Below are 19484 nucleotides of genomic sequence, written 5' to 3' on the forward strand. Positions count from 1 at the left end.
GTCCTTCCCGAGGTGGCGTGGGTGAGGGAGCGGCCGGGGTCAGCGGACGGGCGCGCCGGGGCCGAGTGGGATGCCCAGCGCCCACCAGGCGTAGAAGAGCAGGGTCCAGGCCACCAGCATGGCCACGGAGAGCGGCAGGGTCAGCGAGGCGAGGGTGCCGATTCCGGCGGAGCGCCGGTAGCGCTGGAGGAAGCCGAGCGCCATGACGAAGTAGGCGCTCATCGGGGTGATGGCGTTGGTGCAGGAGTCGGCGATGCGGTAGACGGCCTGGGTGGCCTCCGGAGGGATGTGCAACAGCATCAGCATCGGCACGAAGACCGGGGCCACCAGCGCCCACATGGCGGAACCGCTGGTCATCGCCAGATTGATCACCGTGCACACCAGCACGATGCCCACGAAGGCGACCGGGCCGGTGACTCCGAGATCCTTCAGCAGATCGGCGCCGCGGATGGCGAGCACCTGGCCGACGCCGGTCCACTTGAAGTAGGCGAGGAACTGGGAGATGGCGAAGAAGAGCACCAGGATGGGGGCCATCTCCCGCATGCCCTGTGCCATGAAGTCCGGGATGTCACGGCCGCCGCGCACGGTGCCGGCCGCACGTCCGTAGACCGCGCCGAGGAGGGCGAAGAGCAGTCCGAGCACCACGGCGATACCGGAGAGCACGGGCGATTCGACGATGCTGCCGCCCTCGCCGCGCAACGGTGACCCGGTGGGGATCATCGCCACCACGACCACCGCGAGGAAGACGACGAGGGCGATGGTGGCGTGGCGCAGCCCGCGGCGCTCCTCGGGTGCCAGGGCGAGCTCGACCTCCGTGGTCCGCCCCGTCTCCGCGGTGTCCCCGGCCGTCTCCTCGGGCTCGGGCGGAAGCGCCGCCACCCGCTTCACCAGCACCTTCTCGGTGACAAAGGTGATCACGGCGGCCAGCACCACCGAGGAGGCCAGGGAGAAGAAGTAGTTGGAGAGCGGGGTGACGACATAGCCGGGGTCCACGGTGTGCGCGGCGGCCGTGGTCAGCCCGGACAGGACCGCGTCCATCGGGGTGATCAGCGGGCTGGCGTCATAGCCCGCCGATACGCCCACGAAGGCCACCACGATCCCCAGGAGCGGACTGCGTCCGACGGCCCGGAAGGCCAGCCCGCCCAGCGGGACCAGCGCCACATAGGCCGCGTCGGACGCGATGTGGGCGACCATCGCGGTGAAGGCCAGGGCGAAGGTCATCCAGCGCGCCGGGACCTTGGCGACACCGGCCCGCAGCATCGCGGCGAGCAGCCCCGACCGGTCGGCGACGGCGACACCGAGCATGACGACCAGGATCGTGCCGAGCGGCGGGAAGGTGGCGTAGTTGGTGATCGCGTCGCTGATCATCGACCGCACTCCGTCGACCGAGATCAGGCTGCGCACCGCCACGGTCTTGCCGCCCGCCGGATCGACGGCGGAGACGTCCGCGGTGGCGAGACCCCAGCTGATCAGCGCGAGGAGGACGCTGAGTATCGCGAACAGCCAGAAGGGATGGGGAAGTTTATTGCCCGCACGCTCGACGGCGCCGAGCACCCGGAGCAGTGCGGACAGCGCCGCCGAGGTCTCCCCGGGCCCGTCGGGAGGCGCGTGGCCGGGTGGCTTCCCGGGCGTGTTGTCGGGTGTGGTCGTGGTGTCTTTGGAACTCACCGTCCGCACTCCTTCGTCGGGGACGCGGTAGTGGTCGTCCATTAGAGAAGGCATGACGGAATGAGGCAAGTAAAAGTGTTGTAACGCAAGAATGATTCACGCATGGAGCACCAATCGCACGATAGATTCGTACCCATGGCAGACGTTCCCACCGCACCACCGGTACTCGACGACGCCGACCTCGATCTGGTGGCCGCCCTGCAGGTGGCGCCGAGGGCGCCGCTGAGCGCGCTGGCCGAGGTGCTCGGCAGCTCGGCCAGCACCGTCGGCCGCCGGCTGACCCGGCTCGGGGAGGAACGGCTGCTTCGGGTGATCGGTCAGGTGGAGTGGCCGATGCTGGCCGAGGGCAACCCCATGCACCTGTGGGTGGCCACGGCCCCGGGGCAGGCGTGGCAGGTGGCCCGGCGGCTGTCCGAGCTGCCCGAGATACCGTTCGTCGCCACGACCACGGGCCGCACCGATGTCTACTGCTCCCTGCACGCGACCCGGCGCGACCGGGCCCGGGAGCTGCTGATGACCCGGATCCCGTCCGTCCCCGGTGTGCGGTCGGCCCATACCGAACTGGTGCTCAGGGCGACCGCGAAGTCCGACTCCTGGCGGCTGCGGCGGCTGGACGCCGCCCAGGTGCGGGCGCTGCGGAAGGCGGCCGATCCGATGGCGGAGCCCACCGCCGTCACCGAGTTCAGCGATGACGAGCTGCGGGCCGTGGAGCTGTTGCGCCAGGACGGCCGGGCGAGCGCCGCCGATGTGGCGCGCGGGCTCGCCATCAGCCGGTCCACCGCCTACCGGCTGACCCAGTCGCTCCTCCAGCGCGGTCTGGTACGGCCCCGGGTGGAGATCGAACCGGCGCTGCTCGGCCATGCGCTGGAGGTCGTGATCGAGCTGCATGCCGCGCCCGGGGCCATCCAGGAAGTGGCCGACGCGCTGGCCCGGCATCCCTCGGCGCGCTATGTCTCGATCGTCGCGGGCACCTCCTCGGTGATCCACCACGGAGTGTTCCGGGACGAGGACGGCCTCGCCGAGCTGCTCACCCGCGATCTGGCGAAACTCCCCGGCATCAACGCCTGCGAGGTGTCGGTGGTCCTCGATGTGCTGCGCCGGTACTGGATCGGCCGGGAGGACGGAAGACTGCTGGGCCAGGACCGATGAGTTCCGTGCGGCGGGCCGGTCTGATGGGTGACGGCACCTTCCCGCTCACCGAGGAGAGACCATGAGCGCCACCGAGATCACCATCACCCGGGACCTGGACGCACCGCGCGAGACGGTGTGGCGGGTGTGGACCGAGCCGGAGTACTTCGCCCGCTGGTTCGGCGCCGCCCCCGAGTCCGTCGCCCTCGACGTCCGGCCGGGCGGCGCCTGGACGGCGACCGTCGCCACCCCCGGTGGCGAGATGCCGATGCGCGGCGTCTATCGCGAGGTGGTCGGCCAGGAGCGGCTGGTGTGGACCCTGGACCTTCCCCAGGGGGTCATGGAGATGACCGCCACCTTCGCCGAGCTGGGCGACGGCCGGACCCGGGTGGTGCTCCGGCAGCCGGCCCCGCCGCAGGAGCAGTGCGCCCAGGCCGAGGAGGGTGCCGCCCAGCTCCTGGACAGCTTCGCCAAGGTGCTCGCGTCGGTCTGAGAGCCCGCGTCGGTCTGAGAGCCCGCGTCGGTCTGAGTGGCCGCGTCGGCCTGAGCGCCCCCGGTCATTCCCCCGGGGGCGGCCCGTCCCACTCGATGACGTCCACCTCATCGCCCACGGCCAGCTTGCCGGCGCGGGTCACGGAGAACTGGCAGCCGAACAGGGTGGCGCCGTCCGGGCCGCGCCGGTAGCCGGCCAGGGTGCGCAGTGGCTCCGGACCCGCTTTGACGCCCTTGCTCTGGTCGACGGTCGTCACGACGCACCGGCCGGTGAGCTTGGCGAAGCCCAGCTCGGCGCCGCCGATGGCGATCCGGCGGATCCGGTCCTCCCGGTGGGGTTCGTCCCATCCGCCGAGCACGATGCCGGGGCGGAAGCGGTTCATCGGCAGCGCGGTGCCGCCCGCCTCGTCGATCCGCTGGTTCAGCCCGTCCAGGCTGGCCCGGGAGACGAGGTGCACGGCGCCGCTGTCGGCGTAGCCGCAGGTGCCGGGGATCCATCCTTCGGTCACCCGGTCGTGCTCCGGGGGAACCCGCACCAGCCTGCTCGGCGCGCCCAGCGCCTGCGAAAGCCACGTGGCGGCGTCATCGCCCTGGTCGATACCGAGGAAGGGGTTGTGGAACACCTGGACCTCGCGCCGGGCGGAGGTGGTGTCGATGTCGATGGCCACCTCGCCCTCGCCGGGTGCCGACAGGGTGAGCCGGGTGCCGTCCAGGTCGATGGCGGGGCGGATGACGGCGAGCCGGGGATCCCGCCGCTGGGTGCGGCACTCCCCGTCCTCGCCGATGACCATGAAGCTGCGGTCATGCCGCAGACCCGCCTCCGTCAGCAGCGCATCGGACAGGGGGACACCCGCGCATCCCTTGACGGGATAGGAGGTCAGCTCGAGAACGGTCGCCACACGGCAACCCTACCCGGGGCCGCGCCCGGGGGTCGGGTGGCCGATCGGCCGGTCGGGGCGCTCCCGCGCCTTCGCCCGGTGCCCGACCGGCGTTTCATGGCACGCCCGGGCTCCGCCATGCGCCCCCGGCCCGGCGTCCGGCGGCAGGGCGTAGCGCGGAGTACGCCGAACGACCCATCGCGCACGGCCGGTGACCACCGGCACATGGCGTAGGCGCGCTGCGCCTCCCGCCGACAGGAACCCAAAACCGGCCGTTTCCCTGGAGCGGCGGACGAGATCGCGGGAAAAGCACGACCTCCGGCGTCGCCCGGGGTCCCGGACCTGCGAGGTGAAGGGTGCTGATTTCGGGGCCGCCCCTGAGAGCGGCTCGAAGGGGGGAAGTCGATGTGAGGCAATGGTATGCGCGGCGGCGCGGTTCCCGCTATACACAGTCCGCGTGATTCTCCGCCAGTTTCCCCGTCGCCATGACGATCGGCTCTTTTCGGAGAACTGCCGCGGTGCACGGGCGGTCGGCGGGGCGATGCACGACAAGAGATACGGTAAACGCCGAGTCAAGTCCGTTCACGCGCCCGCGAGTTGGTCCAGACGCCAAGCGACTCCCCCTGTTCCGCGGGCCATACCGGATGCCGGAGAAGAGACCAGCCGGAGCCGGGGTTCGCACACCCAACGCCCTCAGTCCCCCACCATCTCCCCGCGCGTCTTCGCCCGGGACGCCCCCTGCCCCCGGCCGGTCCCGCCGCTGAACGCCGCGGTCGGCGGCACGCCCCCGTAGATACGTTTCAAGGCCCGGCCGCACCGAGGGAAACTCCACCTGGACCGCCCAGCGCGTTCGTTCAGACGTCCCCTTCTTCCCCCGCTCCACCGCAAGGCCGTCCTATTTCCCGCCCCTCCCACCGCCCTCCCGCTCTCCCCTCTCCCTCCTCCGCTCCCCGGCATTCCCCGGTTGCCGGCAGGGAGAGCGGAACAGCCAGTTCCAGCGCGGTGCCGCGCGGTTACGGCCGCCCGCCGCGGCCCGGCCGCCAAGCGGCCGATCTTGACCGGGCGGCGACGCAATAGCGCCGAGGAAGATCCCGGGCCGCACGTCCGGCAGGCGCCAGGCGCCGTATTGAGCCGCCCGCCGCTCGTCCGCGCTTCAACCGTCCATGTCCCGGCCGCAATTCGCCCGGCCCGCCGCCCGGGATCGGTCACCGATCATCCGGAAACGAATCCGGCGCAATAGCGTCCGCCCCCTCCGGCGCCCCGGAGAATCATTTCCCGCCGTACGAGGACGTCCAGCGCGCCATGATCGCCCGCCTCCGGCCCGGACCGCCGGACCCGCCCCGACGACGGCCGTGCGCCCCCGGCCCTCCATGCGCCTCCCACCGCCCAGCTGACGGAGCGTCAGTGAATTCGGGGGTGGCACCGGGCGGCGCGCGGCCGTCCATGAGGCCCCCTGCGCCTTGTGACCGGCGGCGCCGGGCTGCGGTACTCGTACAGCCCGCCGGGTCCTCCGGAGGGCACGTCGAGAGCCGTTGTGTCGAGAGGAACCAGCCTCATGGCCGTACGAGGAAGTCACCGACGCCCCGCATCGCCCAGCCGGGTCTCCCCGCTGTGCGCGGCCCTCACCGCCGGCGGTGTCGGCATCGTCCTGCCGCTCCTCGGCACCGGCCCCGCCCATGCGGCCTCGGTCGGCACCTGGGACCGGGTCGCCAAATGCGAGAGCGGGGGCAACTGGCACATCAACACCGGCAACGGCTACTACGGCGGGCTACAGTTCTCCCAGCACACCTGGGCGGCGTTCGGCGGGACCGCCTACGCCCCGCGGGCCGATCTGGCGTCCAAGGCCCAGCAGATCACCGTGGCGGAGGTGGTCCTGCGCACACAGGGTCCGGGTGCGTGGCCGGTCTGCTCCGTCCGCGGCCGGCTGAGCCGGTCCGGGCCGCCCGCCCAGGTGGCGAGCCGCAGCACCGAACACCGCGCCAAGCACCCGGCCAAGCCCGCCAAGAAGTCGGCCAAGTCCGCCGCGAAGTCCCGGGCCGGGCAGCACACCGCCCGCCGCGCGGCGTCCGGCTCCTACGCGGTCGTCCACGGCGACACGCTGTCCCGCATCGCCACGCGTGCCTCGGTCAGCGGTGGCTGGAAGGCGCTGTACCACGCCAACCGCGGGACCATCGGCCCCAATCCCCATCTGATCCACCCCGGGCAGCGGCTGGCCCTGCCCTCGGGCGCCCGGCACCAGCGCAAGGCGGCGCCCCGCCACCGCGCCTCGGCCATCTCGAGCCACACGGTGGTCCGCAAGGCGGCCGCCCACCCGCATACGGCCCCGGTCAGCGGGACGGTCACCGCGGCGTACGGCGTCCGCGGCGCGCGGTGGGCGAGCGGCCATCACACCGGCGTGGACTTCGCGGTCCCCATCGGCACCTCGGTACGCGCGGCCGCCCCGGGCACCGTGGTGGCGGCGGGATGGGGCGGCGCCTTCGGCTACCAGGTGATCATCCGCCACGCCGACGGCCTCTACACCCACTACGCGCATCTGTCGGCGCTGACGGTCCGCACCGGGCAGTCCGTCGAGGCGGGCCGCCGGATCGCCCGGTCCGGCAACACCGGGAACGCCACCGGACCGCATCTCCACTTCGAGGTCCGCACCGGCCCGCACTACGGATCCGACATCGACCCCCTCGCCTATCTGCGCTCACGCGGCGTCGGCGTCTGACGGCTCGCACCGAAAGCACCGCGCCCCTCAAGAAGGTGTCCGGCGGATCGTGACGCCCGCGGCAGGCCGCTCCCCTCCGCCCCCGGCAACGGGAAGGGGCGGGAAGGGGAACGACCCGCCGGACACCCCAAGGTCCATCTCCAGGGGGTGGGGGAAGGGGAGGCCGCCCGAGGCACGGCTCGGGCGGCCTCCCGCCATCCACACGGGGATCGGTCAGTACCAGATCGCGGCGGACAACCCGGTGTCCGCCTCCTGAGGCGGATCGGGAAGGCTCCGGGCGGTCCCGAGCGCGATGCGCCGCGCGCTCCAGGCCGCCACCGCCGCGTCCAGGACGTCGTCGGACGGCACCCGGCCGGCCGGTCCGAGGTCGTCGGGCAGGACGATGCCCTGGTCCTCCAGCATCCGGCGGCGCACGGCCCGGCCGTTCCAGCTCTTCTTGCTCCAGGCCACGGGCCGCCCCTCGTTGACGGCGGCGAAGGAGACCTCGGGATGGACCTCGTACAGGCGGTGGTCGCCCCCGTCGCGGCAGGCGTTGGCCTCACGCAGCTTCGCGGCCAGCCCCCAGGTCTGGCTGTTCACCTTCTGACCGGTCAGCCGCTGGGAGATCCGATTGGCCTCGTCGTAGTCATCCGCCTCCCAGACCCCGCGCGGCGGCACGGGGAAGACCCGGGAGCCGTGCGGGGCCACCTTCGCCCGGGCCAGGGCCTCCGCCTCGCGCAATCCGGCCTGCAGCAGCCCCAGCGGCATGTCGACCGCCACCACGGCGGCGTCCGGAAGACGGCCGAGCAGCTCGCTCAGCCCGCCGGCGGTATCCGCCCCGGCGAACCGGCCCTCCTCGGACAAGGTCACGGCCACCCATCCGGTGCGGCAGGCGTCCACCCCCACGACGGGTGATTCGGTGCATCCGGGTGCGGGCGGGGTGTGAAAAGCATCGCGACGGGAACCCATGCGCCGTATCCGACCATGCGGATGGGCCGGTGCGGGGCAGAACGGCGCGAAGGGACGGGCGATGGGCGTACGTACATGGATTCAGGAGTGGCCTGTCTACCGCCAGCTGACCGGAAGCGACCCACTCGGCCGCGGTGCCGCCGCCACCTCGGCCGCCACCCGTGAGCAGCGCCCCCGCACCGTCACCGCCGACAAGGTGGTCAAGTCGGTGTGCCCCTACTGCGCGGTGGGGTGCGCCCAGAACGTCTATGTGAAGGACGAGCGGGTGGTGCAGATCGAGGGCGACCCCGACTCACCGGTCAGCCGCGGCCGGCTGTGCCCCAAGGGCTCGGCGTCCCTCCAGCTCACCACCGGTGAGTCCCGGCGCCATGAGGTGCTCTACCGTCGGCCGTACGGCACCGAGTGGGAGCGGCTGGACCTGGACACCGCGATGGACATGGTGGCCGAACGGGTGGTCCGCACCCGCCGCGAGGGCTGGCAGTGGGAGCAGGACGGGGTCAGCGTCAACCGCACCCTGGGGATCGCCAGCCTCGGCGGCGCCACCTTGGACAACGAAGAGAACTACCTCATCAAGAAATTGTGGACGGGGCTCGGGGTGATCCAGGTGGAGAACCAGGCCCGGGTCTGCCACTCCTCCACCGTCGCCGGGCTCGGCACCTCCTTCGGCCGCGGTGGCGCCACCACCTTTCTGCAGGATCTGCAGAACTCGGACTGCATCGTGATCGAGGGCTCCAACTTCGCCGAGGCCCATCCGGTGGGCTTCCAGTGGGTGATGGAGGCCAAGGCGCGCGGCGCCAAGGTCATCCATGTCGATCCGCGCTTCAGCCGCACCAGCGCGCTGGCCGATCTGTATGTGCCCATCCGGGCCGGCACCGACATCGCCTTTCTCGGCGGCATCATCAACCATGTGCTCACCGGCGGCCATGACTTCCGCGACTACGTCCTGGAGTACACCAACGCCTCGACCATCGTCGGCGAGGACTTCGAGGACACCGAGGACCTGGCGGGGATCTTCTCCGGCCTCGACCCGGAGACCGGCCACTACGACATCTCCACCTGGGGCTACGAGGGCGCCCAGGTCCAGGCGCCGCAGGGGGCGCCCGACGAGCTGTACGAGGAGCGCACCCGCAAGGGCGCGTCCGTCTCGACGGCGGCCTACTCCGAGTCCCATGGCTCCGGCGGCGCGCCCGTCCCCCCGGAGGTCCCCGCCGACCGCACCCTGGAGCATCCGCGCTGCGTCTACCAGATCCTCAAGCGCCACTTCTCCCGCTACACACCCGAGATGGTCGAGGAGACCTGCGGGATTCCCCAGGACACCTTCCTGGAGGTGTGCCGCGCGCTGGTGGAGAACTCGGGCCCGGACCGCACCTCGGAGTTCGTATACGCCGTCGGCTGGACCCAGCACACCGTGGGCGCCCAGTACATCCGCACCGCGAGCATCCTTCAGCTGCTGCTGGGCAATATCGGCCGTCCCGGCGGCGGCATCCAGGCGCTGCGCGGCCACGCCAGCATCCAGGGCTCCAGCGACATCCCGACCCTGTTCAACGTGCTCCCCGGCTACATCCCGATGCCGCACGCCCACGCCCATGAGGACCTGGACACCTTCGTCGAGGCCATAAAGACCGACAAGGGGTTCTGGGGCGAGATGCGCTCCTATGTCGTCAGCCTGCTCAAGGCGTACTACGGCGACGCCGCGCACGCCGGCAACGACTACTGCTTCGGCCATCTCCCCCGGCTGACCGGCTCCCACAGCACCTACCACACCGTGAAGGAGATGCTGAACGGAGTCTGCAAGGGCTTCTTCCTCATGGGTGAGAATCCCGCCGTGGGCTCGGCCAACACCAAGATGCAGCGCCTCGGCATGGCCAATCTGGACTGGCTGGTGGTCCGCGACTTCTCCCTCATCGAGTCCGCCACCTGGTGGAAGGACGGACCGGAGATCGAGACCGGCGAGCTGCGCACCGAGGACATCGCCACCGAGGTGTTCTTCTTCCCCGCCGCCGCCCACACCGAGAAGTCCGGCTCCTTCACCAACACCAACCGGATGCTGCAGTGGCATTTCGCCGCCAAGGAGCCGGACGGCGAGGCACGCAGCGATCTGTGGTTCATGTACCACCTGGGGCGGCTGGTCAAGGAGCGGCTGAAGGACTCCACCGACCCCATGGACCGGGCCGTCCACGATCTGGCCTGGTCGTATCCCACCGAGGGCCCGCTCGCCGAGCCCAGCGCCGAGGCGGTCCTGGCCGAGATCAACGGCCGCGACGCGCGGGGCGCGCCGCTCAGCGCGTACACCCAGCTGAAGGACGACGGCTCCACCTCCTGCGGCTGCTGGATCTACTGCGGGGTGTACGCCGACGGCGTCAACCAGGCCGCCCGCCGCAAGCCGCATACCGAGCAGGACTGGATCGCCGCCGAATGGGCCTGGGCCTGGCCCGCCAACCGGCGCATCCTCTACAACCGCGCCTCGGCCGATCCGGCCGGCCGGCCGTGGAGCGAGCGCAAGGCGCTGGTGTGGTGGGACGAGAGCCAGGAGCGGTGGACCGGCCATGACATCCCGGACTTCATCCCCGACCGGGCGCCCTCCTACCGCCCGCCCGAGGACGCCCGGGGCCCGGACGCGCTCAGCGGAGTGGATCCGTTCATCATGCAGGCCGACGGCAAGGGATGGCTGTACGCCCCGGCCGGGCTGGTGGACGGTCCGATGCCGACGCACTACGAGCCCCAGGACTCACCCGTGCGCAATCCCCTCTATCCGGAGCAGCAGCGCAACCCGGTCCGGGAGGTGATCTCCGATGTGCACAACGCCTTCCATCCCAGCGGGGACGAGCCGGGCAGCGAGGTGTTCCCGTACATGATCACCACCTACCGGCTCACCGAGCACTTCACGGCCGGCGGGATGAGCCGCTGGACACCGTATCTGGCCGAGTTGCAGCCGGAGTTCTTCTGCGAGGTCTCTCCCGAGCTGGCCCGCGAGCGGCATCTGGAGCACACCGGCTGGGCGACGCTGGTCAGCGCGCGCGGGGTGATCGAGGCCCGGGTGATGGTCACCGAGCGGATGTCCCCGATCAGGGCCGGGGGCCGCACGGTGCATCAGATCGGGCTGCCGTACCACTGGGGCCCCAATGGCTACACGCGCGGGGACGCCGCCAATGAGCTGTCCGCCATCGCTCTCGACCCGAACGTCCACATCCAGGAGGTGAAGGCGCTGAGCGCCGACATCCGTCCCGGCCGCCGCCCCCGCGGCCCGGAGCTGACGGCTCTACTCGAAGACTATCGGCGGCGCGCCGGGATCACGGCGCGGACCGGAACGGAGGTGCGGGGATGACCGACACCTCCCGGCGCTCGTCACTGATCGGCCGCAATCTGCTGGCCGGAGCCGAACCGGACGTGGCCGGGGACGCCGGACACGACGGGCATCCGCCCCGGGTCGGCTTCTTCACCGACACCTCGGTGTGCATCGGCTGCAAGGCGTGCGAGGTGGCGTGCAAGGAGTGGAACGCCATCCCGGAGGACGGGCTGGACTTCACCGGCATGTCCTTCGACAACACCCAGGGCCTTGACGCCTCCAGCTGGCGCCATGTGGCCTTCATCGAGCAGAGCAAGCCGCTGGGCCGGGCCGAGGCGGCGGTCGACCACAGCGATGTCGATGTGCTGGCCCTCGCGGCGCGGGGCTCCGGGACCCCGGTCGCAGAGGCCGCGATCACCCCCACCTCCCCGGCGTCGTCCCCGTCCGCCGACGGGCAGACCGGGCTGCGGTGGCTGATGGCCTCGGACGTGTGCAAGCACTGCACGCACGCGGCATGCCTGGACGTCTGCCCGACCGGTTCGCTGTTCCGCACCGAGTTCGGGACCGTGGTGGTCCAGGACGACATCTGCAACGGCTGCGGCTACTGCGTGGCCGCGTGTCCGTACGGGGTCATCGATGTGCGGCCCCAGGACGGCGGGGCCCATAAGTGCACCCTGTGCTACGACCGGCTCGGCGCCGGCCAGGAACCCGCGTGCGCCAAGGCGTGCCCCACCGACTCCATCCAGTTCGGCCCCCTGGACGAGCTGCGCGAGCGCGCCGCCGCCCGGGTCGAGGAGCTGCACCGGGTGGGGGTGGCGGACGCCCGGCTGTACGGACACGACCCGGAGGACGGTGTCGGCGGCGACGGCGCCTTCTTCCTGCTGCTGGACGAGCCGGAGGTGTACGGGCTGCCGCCGGACCCGGTCGTCACCACCCGCGATCTGCCCTCGATGTGGCGGCACGCGGGCGCCGCGGCGCTGACCCTGCTCGGTGGCGTGGCCGCCGTGTTCGCGGCCCACGGCGGCATGAGCGGGCGCCGCACCGGAAGGTGGGGCCGATGAGCGAGTCTGACGTCACCCGTGACGGCATCCGCGGCGCCCGGCCGGACCGTGACGCGCTGGTCGGCAAGGGGATGGGGAACGGCGAGCGGCGCGGACGCAAGGGCGGGAAGGGCCGCAAGGGCGATCAGTCGATGGTCCCCCGGGCGGAGTTCACCTCCTACTACGGGCGGCCGGTGCTCAATCCGCCCACCTGGAGCGCCCGGGACGTCGCGGGCTATCTCTTCCTCGGCGGGCTCGCGGGCGCCGGCTCGGTGCTCGCGGCGGGTGCCGAGCTGACCGGCCGTCCGGTCATGGCCCGCGCGCTCAAGGTGTCCTCGGTGGCGGCCCTGGCCGGCTCCACCGCCGCGCTGATCCACGACCTCGGGCGCCCCGAGCGGTTCGTCAATATGCTGCGGGTCTTCAAGCCCACCTCGCCGATGAGCGTCGGCTCATGGCTGCTGATGGTCTACGGCCCGATGGCCGGTGCGGCGGCCGCCTCGGACGTGGCGCGGCGGCTGCCGCGCGCCGGCCGGGCGGCCACGGTGGGGGCGGGGCTGCTGGGCCCGGCGGTGGCCTCGTACACGGCGGTGCTGGCCGCCAACACGGCCATCCCCGCATGGCACGACGGCTACCGCGAAATGCCGTTCGTCTTCATCGGCTCGGCCGCCACGGCGGCGAGCGGCATGGCCCTGCTGGTCTCGCCGGTCGCCGAGAACGCGCCGGCGCGCGGGGTCGCGGTCCTCGGCACGGCGCTGGAGAACGCCGCCGTCAAGGCCATGGAGCGGCGAGTCGGCGTGGTCGCCGAAACCTACCGCGAGGGCCGGGCGGGCCGGCTGATGCGCGCCGCCGAGGCACTTTCGGCCGCGGGCGCCCTCGGCGGCGCCCTCCTCGGCCGCCGCAGCCGCACCGCCGCGGCCCTCAGCGGCGCGGCCCTGCTGGCGGCCTCCGTCTGCACCCGTTTCGGGGTCTTCCACGCCGGGATCCGGTCGGCGGAGGACCCGAAGTACACGGTCCTGCCCCAGCGGGAACGACTCGACGCACAGCGGCAACGGCCCGACGCACAGCGGGACCGGCCGCAGGACGGCTGACCCACCGCGGCGCGCCGTACGACCGCCCCCGCCGCGGCCGTACGGCGCTGCCCGAAAGGGCACTCCGCACTGCCCTTCCCCGGTGGGCCCCGGCCTGGACGGCGCGGCATCCGCCCCGCGACGCTGGCTGGAGGCGGACATCCGGTGTGGGGCGGCAGTCCCCGGGGAGCGGCAGATGCACGCACATGAGCACGACCACGGACACGAGCACGACGAATCCCTCGCCTCGCCGAAGCGGCCGGGCCCCGATGAGCAGGCGGAACTTCGGCATCTCCTGAGGGCCGCCGCCACGGGCCGTACGGAGGTGCTCGGCCCTTCCGGGATGAGCACCCTGCAGCGCACGGTCGGCAACTCGGCCGTCGGAGCGGCGATCCAGCGGGACGCCGAGCGGGGCGAGGAGGGCGAAGGGCGGTCGAGCGTCCATGACGTCCTCGCGTCCGGCGGCGGGGAGCCTCTGGACACCGACACCCGCGGCGACATGGAGGCCCGGCTCGGCGCCGACTTCGGGGACGTACGGGTGCACACCGGCTCCGCGGCACACGAGTCGGCGAAGGAGGTCGGCGCCCACGCCTACACGGTGGGGAACAACGTGGTCTTCCAGCGGGACGCCTACGACCCGTCCTCGCATCAGGGCAGCACCACGCTCGCCCATGAGCTGACCCATGTCATCCAGCAGCGCAGCGGCCCGGTCGACGGGACGGAGGCCCCGGGCGGGATCCGGGTGAGCGATCCGTCCGACCGCTTCGAGCAGGAGGCGTCGGCCAACGCCGAGCGGGTGATGGCGGAGCCGTCGCCCGCCCCGGCCCCCGCGCCCGCCCCGGCGGCGGCCGCTCCCTCCACCGCCGCGCCGCCGGTGCAGCGCCAGGAGGCGGACGAGGACGAGGAGCCGGCGGACGTCCAGGGGTCGTTCGTCCAGCGGGCGGCCGAGAGCGGGGCCGAGGACGAGGAGGAGGCCCCGCCCGAGGGATAGACCGCCCGGGGCCCACCCTGCGGTGGTGGCCCCGCCCTGCGACCGTCCCGTCAGCCGTTGGTCTTCGTCGCCGAGATCTTGCCGCCCAGGAACAGCGACTCCGAGCACTGGGACGGCGCCGGAGCCTTCACCGGCCTGCCCACCTCACGGCAGCTCACCGAGATCGTGACCTTGCCCTTGGCCGCCACCTGGATGGGGGTCACGAAGTGGTAGTCGGAGTCGCGGAAGTTCTCCAGCGCCAGATTGAGCAGTTGTCCATCGTCACTGGAGATGACCAGCGTCCCGGCGTCGCCCTGCGGATTCTGCACCACGATGTCGGTGAGTTCGAAGCTCTTCCCGTCGGGGACCGTGTACGCGGTCCGCTCGGCGGCCCCGCCACCCACCGCGTCGCGCACCTGCACCCGTGCGCTGGTCGGGGCCGCGGGCCCGCCCGGCTCCCCGGGTTCGGCATTCGAACCGTCGGACGGGGCGCGGGACTTGCCGCCGCCGGGGCCGGTCGAGCCCCCGACCTGGCCGCCGTCCTGACCGCCGCCGCCCGACGCCCCCTGCCGGCCGCCCCGCTGTCCGTCCTGCTGTCCGTCCTGAGCTCCACCGCTCTCCTTGTCCCCCTGTTTCACGGCGGATTCGACCGCCTGCGGGGTGATCGCCTCCCGGGCGGCCGACCGTACGGTGGGGCGCAGCAGCGCGTACCAGAGGCCCACCAGGAGCGCGGCCACCAGGACGGCGGCGGCGAGCGCCCGGGGCAGCCAGCGGGGCTGGATGGCCTGTTGTTCGTAGGTGCCGTCCAGGACCAGCGGCTCATACGGGTCCTGACCCTCCCCCGTCCGAGGTGTCACCACCGCCTGGAACGGATGGGTGATCGGAGTGCCGCGCCACAGCCGCTGGGTGGGACGGACCCTGAGCGTGGCGAACTTGGCCTCGCCCGGTGGAACGGTCAGCTCGGCGGGCTCGAAGGCCGGCTTGGCCCGCTCGGTGGCGCCGCGTGCGCTGAGCGCCACCGGAAGCGGGGTGTTGCCGCGGTTGTCCACCGCCACCTTGTGACGGCCGCGCCAGGCGCTGGTGGAACCGCGGGGCACCAGCTCCGAGGTGACCTCGGTGAAGGGCCGCACCGTCACGCCGCGCTCCAGGACGGTGGTCTCGCTGTGTTCGCTGGTGGGCACCACCCGCAGCCCGAGCGGTATCTCCCCGGGAGCCGTCCGAGGGCTGCGGGGCGGACGCAGCTTCACGGTGGCCGTACCCGTCGCGCCCGGGTAGAGCGACAGGGTCTCCGGTTCCACGGTGGTCCAGTCGGCGCAGGGCCCGACCACCTCGAAGCGGCACTCCTCCACGGTGGTTCCCGAGTTGAGCACTTGTACGGGGAGTTCGGCCTCGCCGCCGGGCTCGACCGCGACGGAGGACTCGTCCAGGCTCGCCGAAACACTCATGCCGCGCACCCTATTCTCCGGTTCATGGCGTCGGCAGCGGCCGCGCAGTCACACTTTCGGGCAATTGCGGTGCCCGGTGAGCCACGCCCAATTCCCTTGGAGAACTAGGGGGATTACTGTGGTTGGCCGTTAAAGGGAGGCGAATGTGAATGAAATGTGGAGATGACATGGACACGTCATGCTCAGCATGTTTCATCATGATCCTCCCTCAGTCGCCCGAGGGGAGAGAGCGACGTGAATCAAACGACGGGAGAACGCGTTACGGTGGCGCTGCGCGCCCAAGACCCGCTGTCGCGGGCCGGAGTGGCCAGCCAACTGCGCACCCGGCCCGAGGTCAGGCTCATCGACTGGGACGAACCCGACTCACCGCAGGTCGTGGTCGTCGTCCTGGACGTTCTCGATGACGGCGCTCTACGCGTGTTGCGCCAGATTCAACGGACCAGCGCCGCGCGGGGGGTGCTGGTCACCACCCAGATCGATGAACAGCAACTGGTCAACGCCGCGGAGTGCGGCTTCGTCGGGGTCGTCCGCCGCGCGGAGGCGACGCCGGAGCGGTTGGTGCAGGTGATCGCCGCGGTGGCGAAGGGCGAGGGCCGGGTTCCCCCGGATCTGCTGGGCAGCCTGCTCGAGCAGGTGGGTCGGCTCCAGGGCCAGGTGCTGGCGCCGAACGGGCTCAACTTCACCGGTCTGGCCACCCGGGAGATCGAGGTGCTCCGGCTGGTCGCCGAGGGCTATGACACGGCGGATATCGCCATGAAGCTCTCCTACTCCGAACGCACGATCAAAAACGTTCTGCACGCTGTGATGACGCGGCTGAATCTCCGTAATCGCTCCCATGCCGTGGCATACGCGCTCCGGCAGGGATTGATATGAGCATTGCCTCAAGGGGCAGCCGGCCCTTCCCTAAGGGCTGGCTCACCCCTCGGTGCGCCACTCCCCGGTGAAACGCGATCGTGGAGCCCGGCGCGCCGATCTCGAGTGGGGTGTTCTGTGCGTTCTGTGCGCGGGTTCCAGCACTTTCGACCGATTGCCGGGGTACATGGTGACGCGCGGGCTCGCGCGTCGCGCGTCGGCACGCTGACCGCCGTTCTGCTCCTGATGATCAGCGTCGTACCGGGCGCGGCCGCGGGCAAGCGGGCGGCCGCGGAGGGTCCGGCGGTCACCCCGGCCGTGGTGGACGAGCCGCTCGACCCGGGTGACGCGCTGACCGTGGACAAGAAGGTGCGCACACCGGTGGTCCCACCCCGGCCGGATGTGGTGCTGCTGGTCGACGGCACGGGCAGCATGCAGCCCACCATCGACAACGTCCAGGCCAACCTGGAACAGATCACCAGCAAGGTACGTGAGCAGCAGCCCGACTCCCGCTTCGCCGTCGCCACCTACGGAGACCAACAGGTCGACGGCGAGCGGGTGTTCACCGTGCTCCAGGGGCTGACGGACGACCTCGACGACGTACGCGCGGGCGTCGACCGGCTCACCGACGACCGCGGCTCGTACAGCCCCGGGCCCGCCGAGGACTGGATCAACGGTCTGTGGCAGATCGCCAACGGAGCGAGCGGCACCTTCCGGGAGGGCGCCAGCCCCGTCGTCGTCCTCGTCGGCGACGCCTCCAGCCATGACCCCAGCAAGGGGCATTCGCTCACCGATGGCATCAACGCGCTGAAGGACGGGGGCGTTCGCGTCCTGGCCGTGGATGTGGCGACCGAGCTCGGCGACGGCCTGAACGGCAACGGCGACAACGGCAACGGCCCGGGCCAGAACCAGGAGCCGACACACGACCCCGATCAGGCGACCAAGGTCGTCCGGGCCACGGGCGGCAGGCTCTTCCAGGACATCGAGGCCGACGAGGTGGCCGACACGGTGGCGGAGGGGCTGACCAATCTGCCCACCACCGTCGGCTATCAGACCTTCGGCTGCGACCCCGCCCTCTCGGTCACCCTGGATCCGGCCACCCGGCAGGTGACCAGCGGTGAGGTGGCCACGTTCACCGAAACCATCACGGTGGCGGACGACGCGCCGCAGGGCGCCACCGTGCACTGTGGCGTGCAGTTCCTGCTCGACGGCAAACCACCGACCGGGCAGATGCCGGACGACGTGGTACCCGCCCGGGAATTCCGTGGTCAGCCGGGGAACGGGAACAGCCAGGACCTCCCGGGCACCCCGCATGAGGGCGACACCGGCGCGAGCGGCGACACCGGCGCAAGCGGCGACACCGGCTCAGGCCCCGACGGCGGCGGATCGGTCGCGGGGGCCATCGGCGGCGCGGTGGGCGGCACCGACGACGGCGGGAACGGCGGACTCATCGGCGGCGCTGCCGGTGGTGTGTCGAGCGGATCCGACGGCTGCGGCGGCGGTTCGATCGCCGGCCTGGCAGTGGGCGGTGTCGGAGGCTCGGACAACGGAGGCAACGGCGGGGTGATCGCCGGGGTGCTGGGCGGACTCATCGGAGGGTCCGGCGGTGACTGCGGCGGCGAGGCGAACGGCGGTTCCGGAGCCGGGGGCAACGGTGCGGGCGGCGGTTCCGTGGCCGGGGTCATCGGCGGTGTGATCGGCGGAGCCGACGGCGGCCAGAACGCCGGGGTCATCGGCGGGCTGCTCGGCGGAGCCACCAGCGGGAGCGGCGGGGAGATCGGCGGCCAGCAGAACGGCGGCCAGAACGCGGGCGGCCAACAGAACGGCGGCCAGAACGGGGGCGGGCAGAACGGTGGCCAGATCGGCGGGGACCAGAACGGGGGCCAGCAAAACGGCGGTCAAAACGGCGGGGATCAAAACGGCGGCCAGAATGGTGGCGACCAGAACGGCGGACAGCAAAACGGCGGCCAGAACGGCGGGGATCAAAACGGGGGCCAGCAAAACGGCGGTCAGAACGGCGGCCCCGGCGGCGGGGACGGCGGTGACGACCCCACCCCCGAGGACTACCAGCAGCACATCAGCATCACCGTCAACGATGTGACCGCCCCCGTCGTCACCGTGGACGACCGCACCATCGAGGCCACCGACGACAACGGCACCGAGGTCGACTTCACCGCCACCGCCCAGGACGCGGTCGACGGCGATCTGCCCGTCAGCTGCGATCCGCCCCCCGGTTCGCGCTTCCCGGTCGGCAGGACGCGGGTCAGCTGCACCGCCACCGACTCGTCCGGCAACACCGGCACCGGCACGGCGACCTTCACCGTGCTCCCGGCCCCCGTGCCGGACGAGGCGGATCTCGCCGTCACCACCACCGTCGGCCCCACGCCGACCTACGCCGGGCTGCGGGCCGGGGCCCGCCTCACCCTCACCAACGCCGGTCCCAAGGCGGCCACGAACGTCGTGGTCACCACCGCCTGGCCCCGTACCGAGGACGCGGACGACCGCGACCTGTCCACGCTGTCGGGCTGCACCCGGACCACCCCGTGCACCATCGCGCCGGGCGGACGGATCACCGTGACCCAGACGGCCGTCTACCGCACCGCGATCCGCGGTGATCTGAAGGTCTCCGTCAGCGGTTCGCCACGCGATCCCCGGCGCGCCGACAACACGGACACGGCCCGCGTCCAGGTGCTGCAACCCAAGCTGACCGTCACCCCCAAGGTCGCCCGCCCCGGCGATGTGGCGGTGGCCCGCGGCAAGGACTTCCCGCCCGGCGCCACGGTCGCGCTCAGCTGGAATCCGGGCGTCACCGCGGCCCGGTCGACCGTACGGGTGGGTCGCGACGGCACGTTCGAGGCCCAGGTGCTGGTGCTGCGCAAGGACCGGCTCGGTCCCCGCACCCTCCGCGCCGCGGTGACGGGGCTCGAGCGGCTGGAGAAGCCCGTGCTCGTCGTACGGCGCAATCTGCAGCCGCCCGACTTCGCCGGCCGGGGGTGA

The 19484-nt window shown here is 72.0% G+C and carries 13 protein-coding genes; 9 read left to right on the forward strand and 4 right to left on the reverse strand.

Translation table 11 applies throughout. The features are described from left to right. Positions 1–39: 39 nt before the first annotated feature. Positions 40–1710 carry an AbgT family transporter gene (locus tag J8403_RS03545; RefSeq protein WP_211128060.1) on the reverse strand — a complete coding sequence of 557 codons (1671 nt, stop codon included), beginning with the start codon at positions 1708–1710 and terminating at the stop codon, positions 40–42. Between the two features lie 93 nt (positions 1711–1803). Between J8403_RS03545 and J8403_RS03550 the strand changes: the two genes are divergently transcribed. Continuing rightward, a complete protein-coding gene (locus J8403_RS03550; protein ID WP_211121810.1) occupies positions 1804–2817 on the forward strand; it encodes an Lrp/AsnC family transcriptional regulator in 1014 nt (337 codons plus the stop codon). Between the two features lie 61 nt (positions 2818–2878). Beyond that, positions 2879–3289 carry an SRPBCC family protein gene (locus tag J8403_RS03555; RefSeq protein WP_211121811.1) on the forward strand — a complete coding sequence of 137 codons (411 nt, stop codon included), beginning with the start codon at positions 2879–2881 and terminating at the stop codon, positions 3287–3289. Positions 3290–3353: 64 nt separating this feature from the next. Here J8403_RS03555 and J8403_RS03560 read toward each other — a convergent pair whose 3' ends face one another. Next, on the reverse strand, positions 3354–4187 hold the full coding sequence (locus J8403_RS03560) for an MOSC domain-containing protein (RefSeq protein WP_211121812.1): 834 nt from the start codon (positions 4185–4187) through the stop codon (positions 3354–3356). 1534 nt (positions 4188–5721) lie between these two features. Between J8403_RS03560 and J8403_RS03565 the strand changes: the two genes are divergently transcribed. Further along, positions 5722–6879: a transglycosylase family protein gene (locus J8403_RS03565; RefSeq protein WP_211121813.1), complete on the forward strand. Its 1158-nt coding sequence runs from the start codon at positions 5722–5724 to the stop codon at positions 6877–6879. Between the two features lie 213 nt (positions 6880–7092). Here J8403_RS03565 and J8403_RS03570 read toward each other — a convergent pair whose 3' ends face one another. Continuing rightward, complete coding sequence (locus J8403_RS03570; protein ID WP_211121814.1) at positions 7093–7827, reverse strand: DUF429 domain-containing protein; 735 nt, start codon at positions 7825–7827, stop codon at positions 7093–7095. A 61-nt stretch (positions 7828–7888) separates the two neighbouring features. On the opposite strand from J8403_RS03570, the gene fdh reads away from it, so the two are divergent. The 4 genes from fdh (at position 7889) to J8403_RS03590 (ending at position 14211) form a co-directional block, all read left to right on the forward strand. Beyond that, positions 7889–11152, forward strand: coding sequence for a formate dehydrogenase (gene fdh, locus J8403_RS03575; protein ID WP_211121815.1), 3264 nt, complete (start codon positions 7889–7891; stop codon positions 11150–11152). Continuing rightward, entirely contained in the window at positions 11149–12174 is a 1026-nt protein-coding gene (locus J8403_RS03580; RefSeq protein ID WP_211121816.1) for a 4Fe-4S dicluster domain-containing protein, read from the forward strand. The genes fdh and J8403_RS03580 overlap by 4 nt, the downstream gene beginning before the upstream one ends. Beyond that, positions 12171–13241, forward strand: a complete 1071-nt coding sequence (gene nrfD / locus J8403_RS03585; RefSeq protein ID WP_211121817.1) for an NrfD/PsrC family molybdoenzyme membrane anchor subunit — start codon at positions 12171–12173, stop codon at positions 13239–13241. Before J8403_RS03580 ends, nrfD begins: the two co-directional genes overlap by 4 nt. Positions 13242–13416: 175 nt before the next feature. Further along, the gene (locus J8403_RS03590) at positions 13417–14211 is read left to right on the forward strand and encodes an eCIS core domain-containing protein (RefSeq protein WP_211121818.1); all 795 of its coding nucleotides are present in this window, start codon (positions 13417–13419) and stop codon (positions 14209–14211) included. A 50-nt stretch (positions 14212–14261) separates the two neighbouring features. Here J8403_RS03590 and J8403_RS03595 read toward each other — a convergent pair whose 3' ends face one another. Continuing rightward, positions 14262–15635 (reverse strand): COG1470 family protein, encoded by a 1374-nt coding sequence (locus J8403_RS03595; RefSeq protein ID WP_211121819.1) that lies wholly within the window; start codon positions 15633–15635, stop codon positions 14262–14264. Between the two features lie 264 nt (positions 15636–15899). On the opposite strand from J8403_RS03595, the gene J8403_RS03600 reads away from it, so the two are divergent. Both J8403_RS03600 and J8403_RS44270 read left to right on the forward strand, forming a co-directional pair. Further along, positions 15900–16508 (forward strand): helix-turn-helix transcriptional regulator, encoded by a 609-nt coding sequence (locus tag J8403_RS03600; RefSeq protein ID WP_246585671.1) that lies wholly within the window; start codon positions 15900–15902, stop codon positions 16506–16508. A 225-nt stretch (positions 16509–16733) separates the two neighbouring features. Continuing rightward, entirely contained in the window at positions 16734–19484 is a 2751-nt protein-coding gene (locus J8403_RS44270; RefSeq protein WP_211121821.1) for a VWA domain-containing protein, read from the forward strand.

Origin of the sequence: Streptomyces yatensis, assembly GCF_018069625.1 — a bacterium.
Classification (GTDB): Bacteria; Actinomycetota; Actinomycetes; order Streptomycetales; family Streptomycetaceae; genus Streptomyces; species Streptomyces yatensis.

Bases quoted from the DNA above. Each gene is read 5' to 3' on its own strand.
- J8403_RS03545 (WP_211128060.1), bottom strand. From the start codon at position 1,710: ATGGACGACCACTACCGCGTCCCCGACGAAGGAGTGCGGACGGTGAGT.
- J8403_RS03550 (WP_211121810.1), top strand. From the start codon at position 1,804: ATGGCAGACGTTCCCACCGCACCACCGGTACTCGACGACGCCGACCTC.
- J8403_RS03555 (WP_211121811.1), top strand. From the start codon at position 2,879: ATGAGCGCCACCGAGATCACCATCACCCGGGACCTGGACGCACCGCGC.
- J8403_RS03565 (WP_211121813.1), top strand. From the start codon at position 5,722: ATGGCCGTACGAGGAAGTCACCGACGCCCCGCATCGCCCAGCCGGGTC.
- J8403_RS03570 (WP_211121814.1), bottom strand. From the start codon at position 7,827: ATGGGTTCCCGTCGCGATGCTTTTCACACCCCGCCCGCACCCGGATGC.
- fdh (WP_211121815.1), top strand. From the start codon at position 7,889: ATGGGCGTACGTACATGGATTCAGGAGTGGCCTGTCTACCGCCAGCTG.
- J8403_RS03580 (WP_211121816.1), top strand. From the start codon at position 11,149: ATGACCGACACCTCCCGGCGCTCGTCACTGATCGGCCGCAATCTGCTG.
- nrfD (WP_211121817.1), top strand. From the start codon at position 12,171: ATGAGCGAGTCTGACGTCACCCGTGACGGCATCCGCGGCGCCCGGCCG.
- J8403_RS03590 (WP_211121818.1), top strand. From the start codon at position 13,417: ATGCACGCACATGAGCACGACCACGGACACGAGCACGACGAATCCCTC.
- J8403_RS03595 (WP_211121819.1), bottom strand. From the start codon at position 15,635: ATGAGTGTTTCGGCGAGCCTGGACGAGTCCTCCGTCGCGGTCGAGCCC.
- J8403_RS44270 (WP_211121821.1), top strand. From the start codon at position 16,734: ATGATCAGCGTCGTACCGGGCGCGGCCGCGGGCAAGCGGGCGGCCGCG.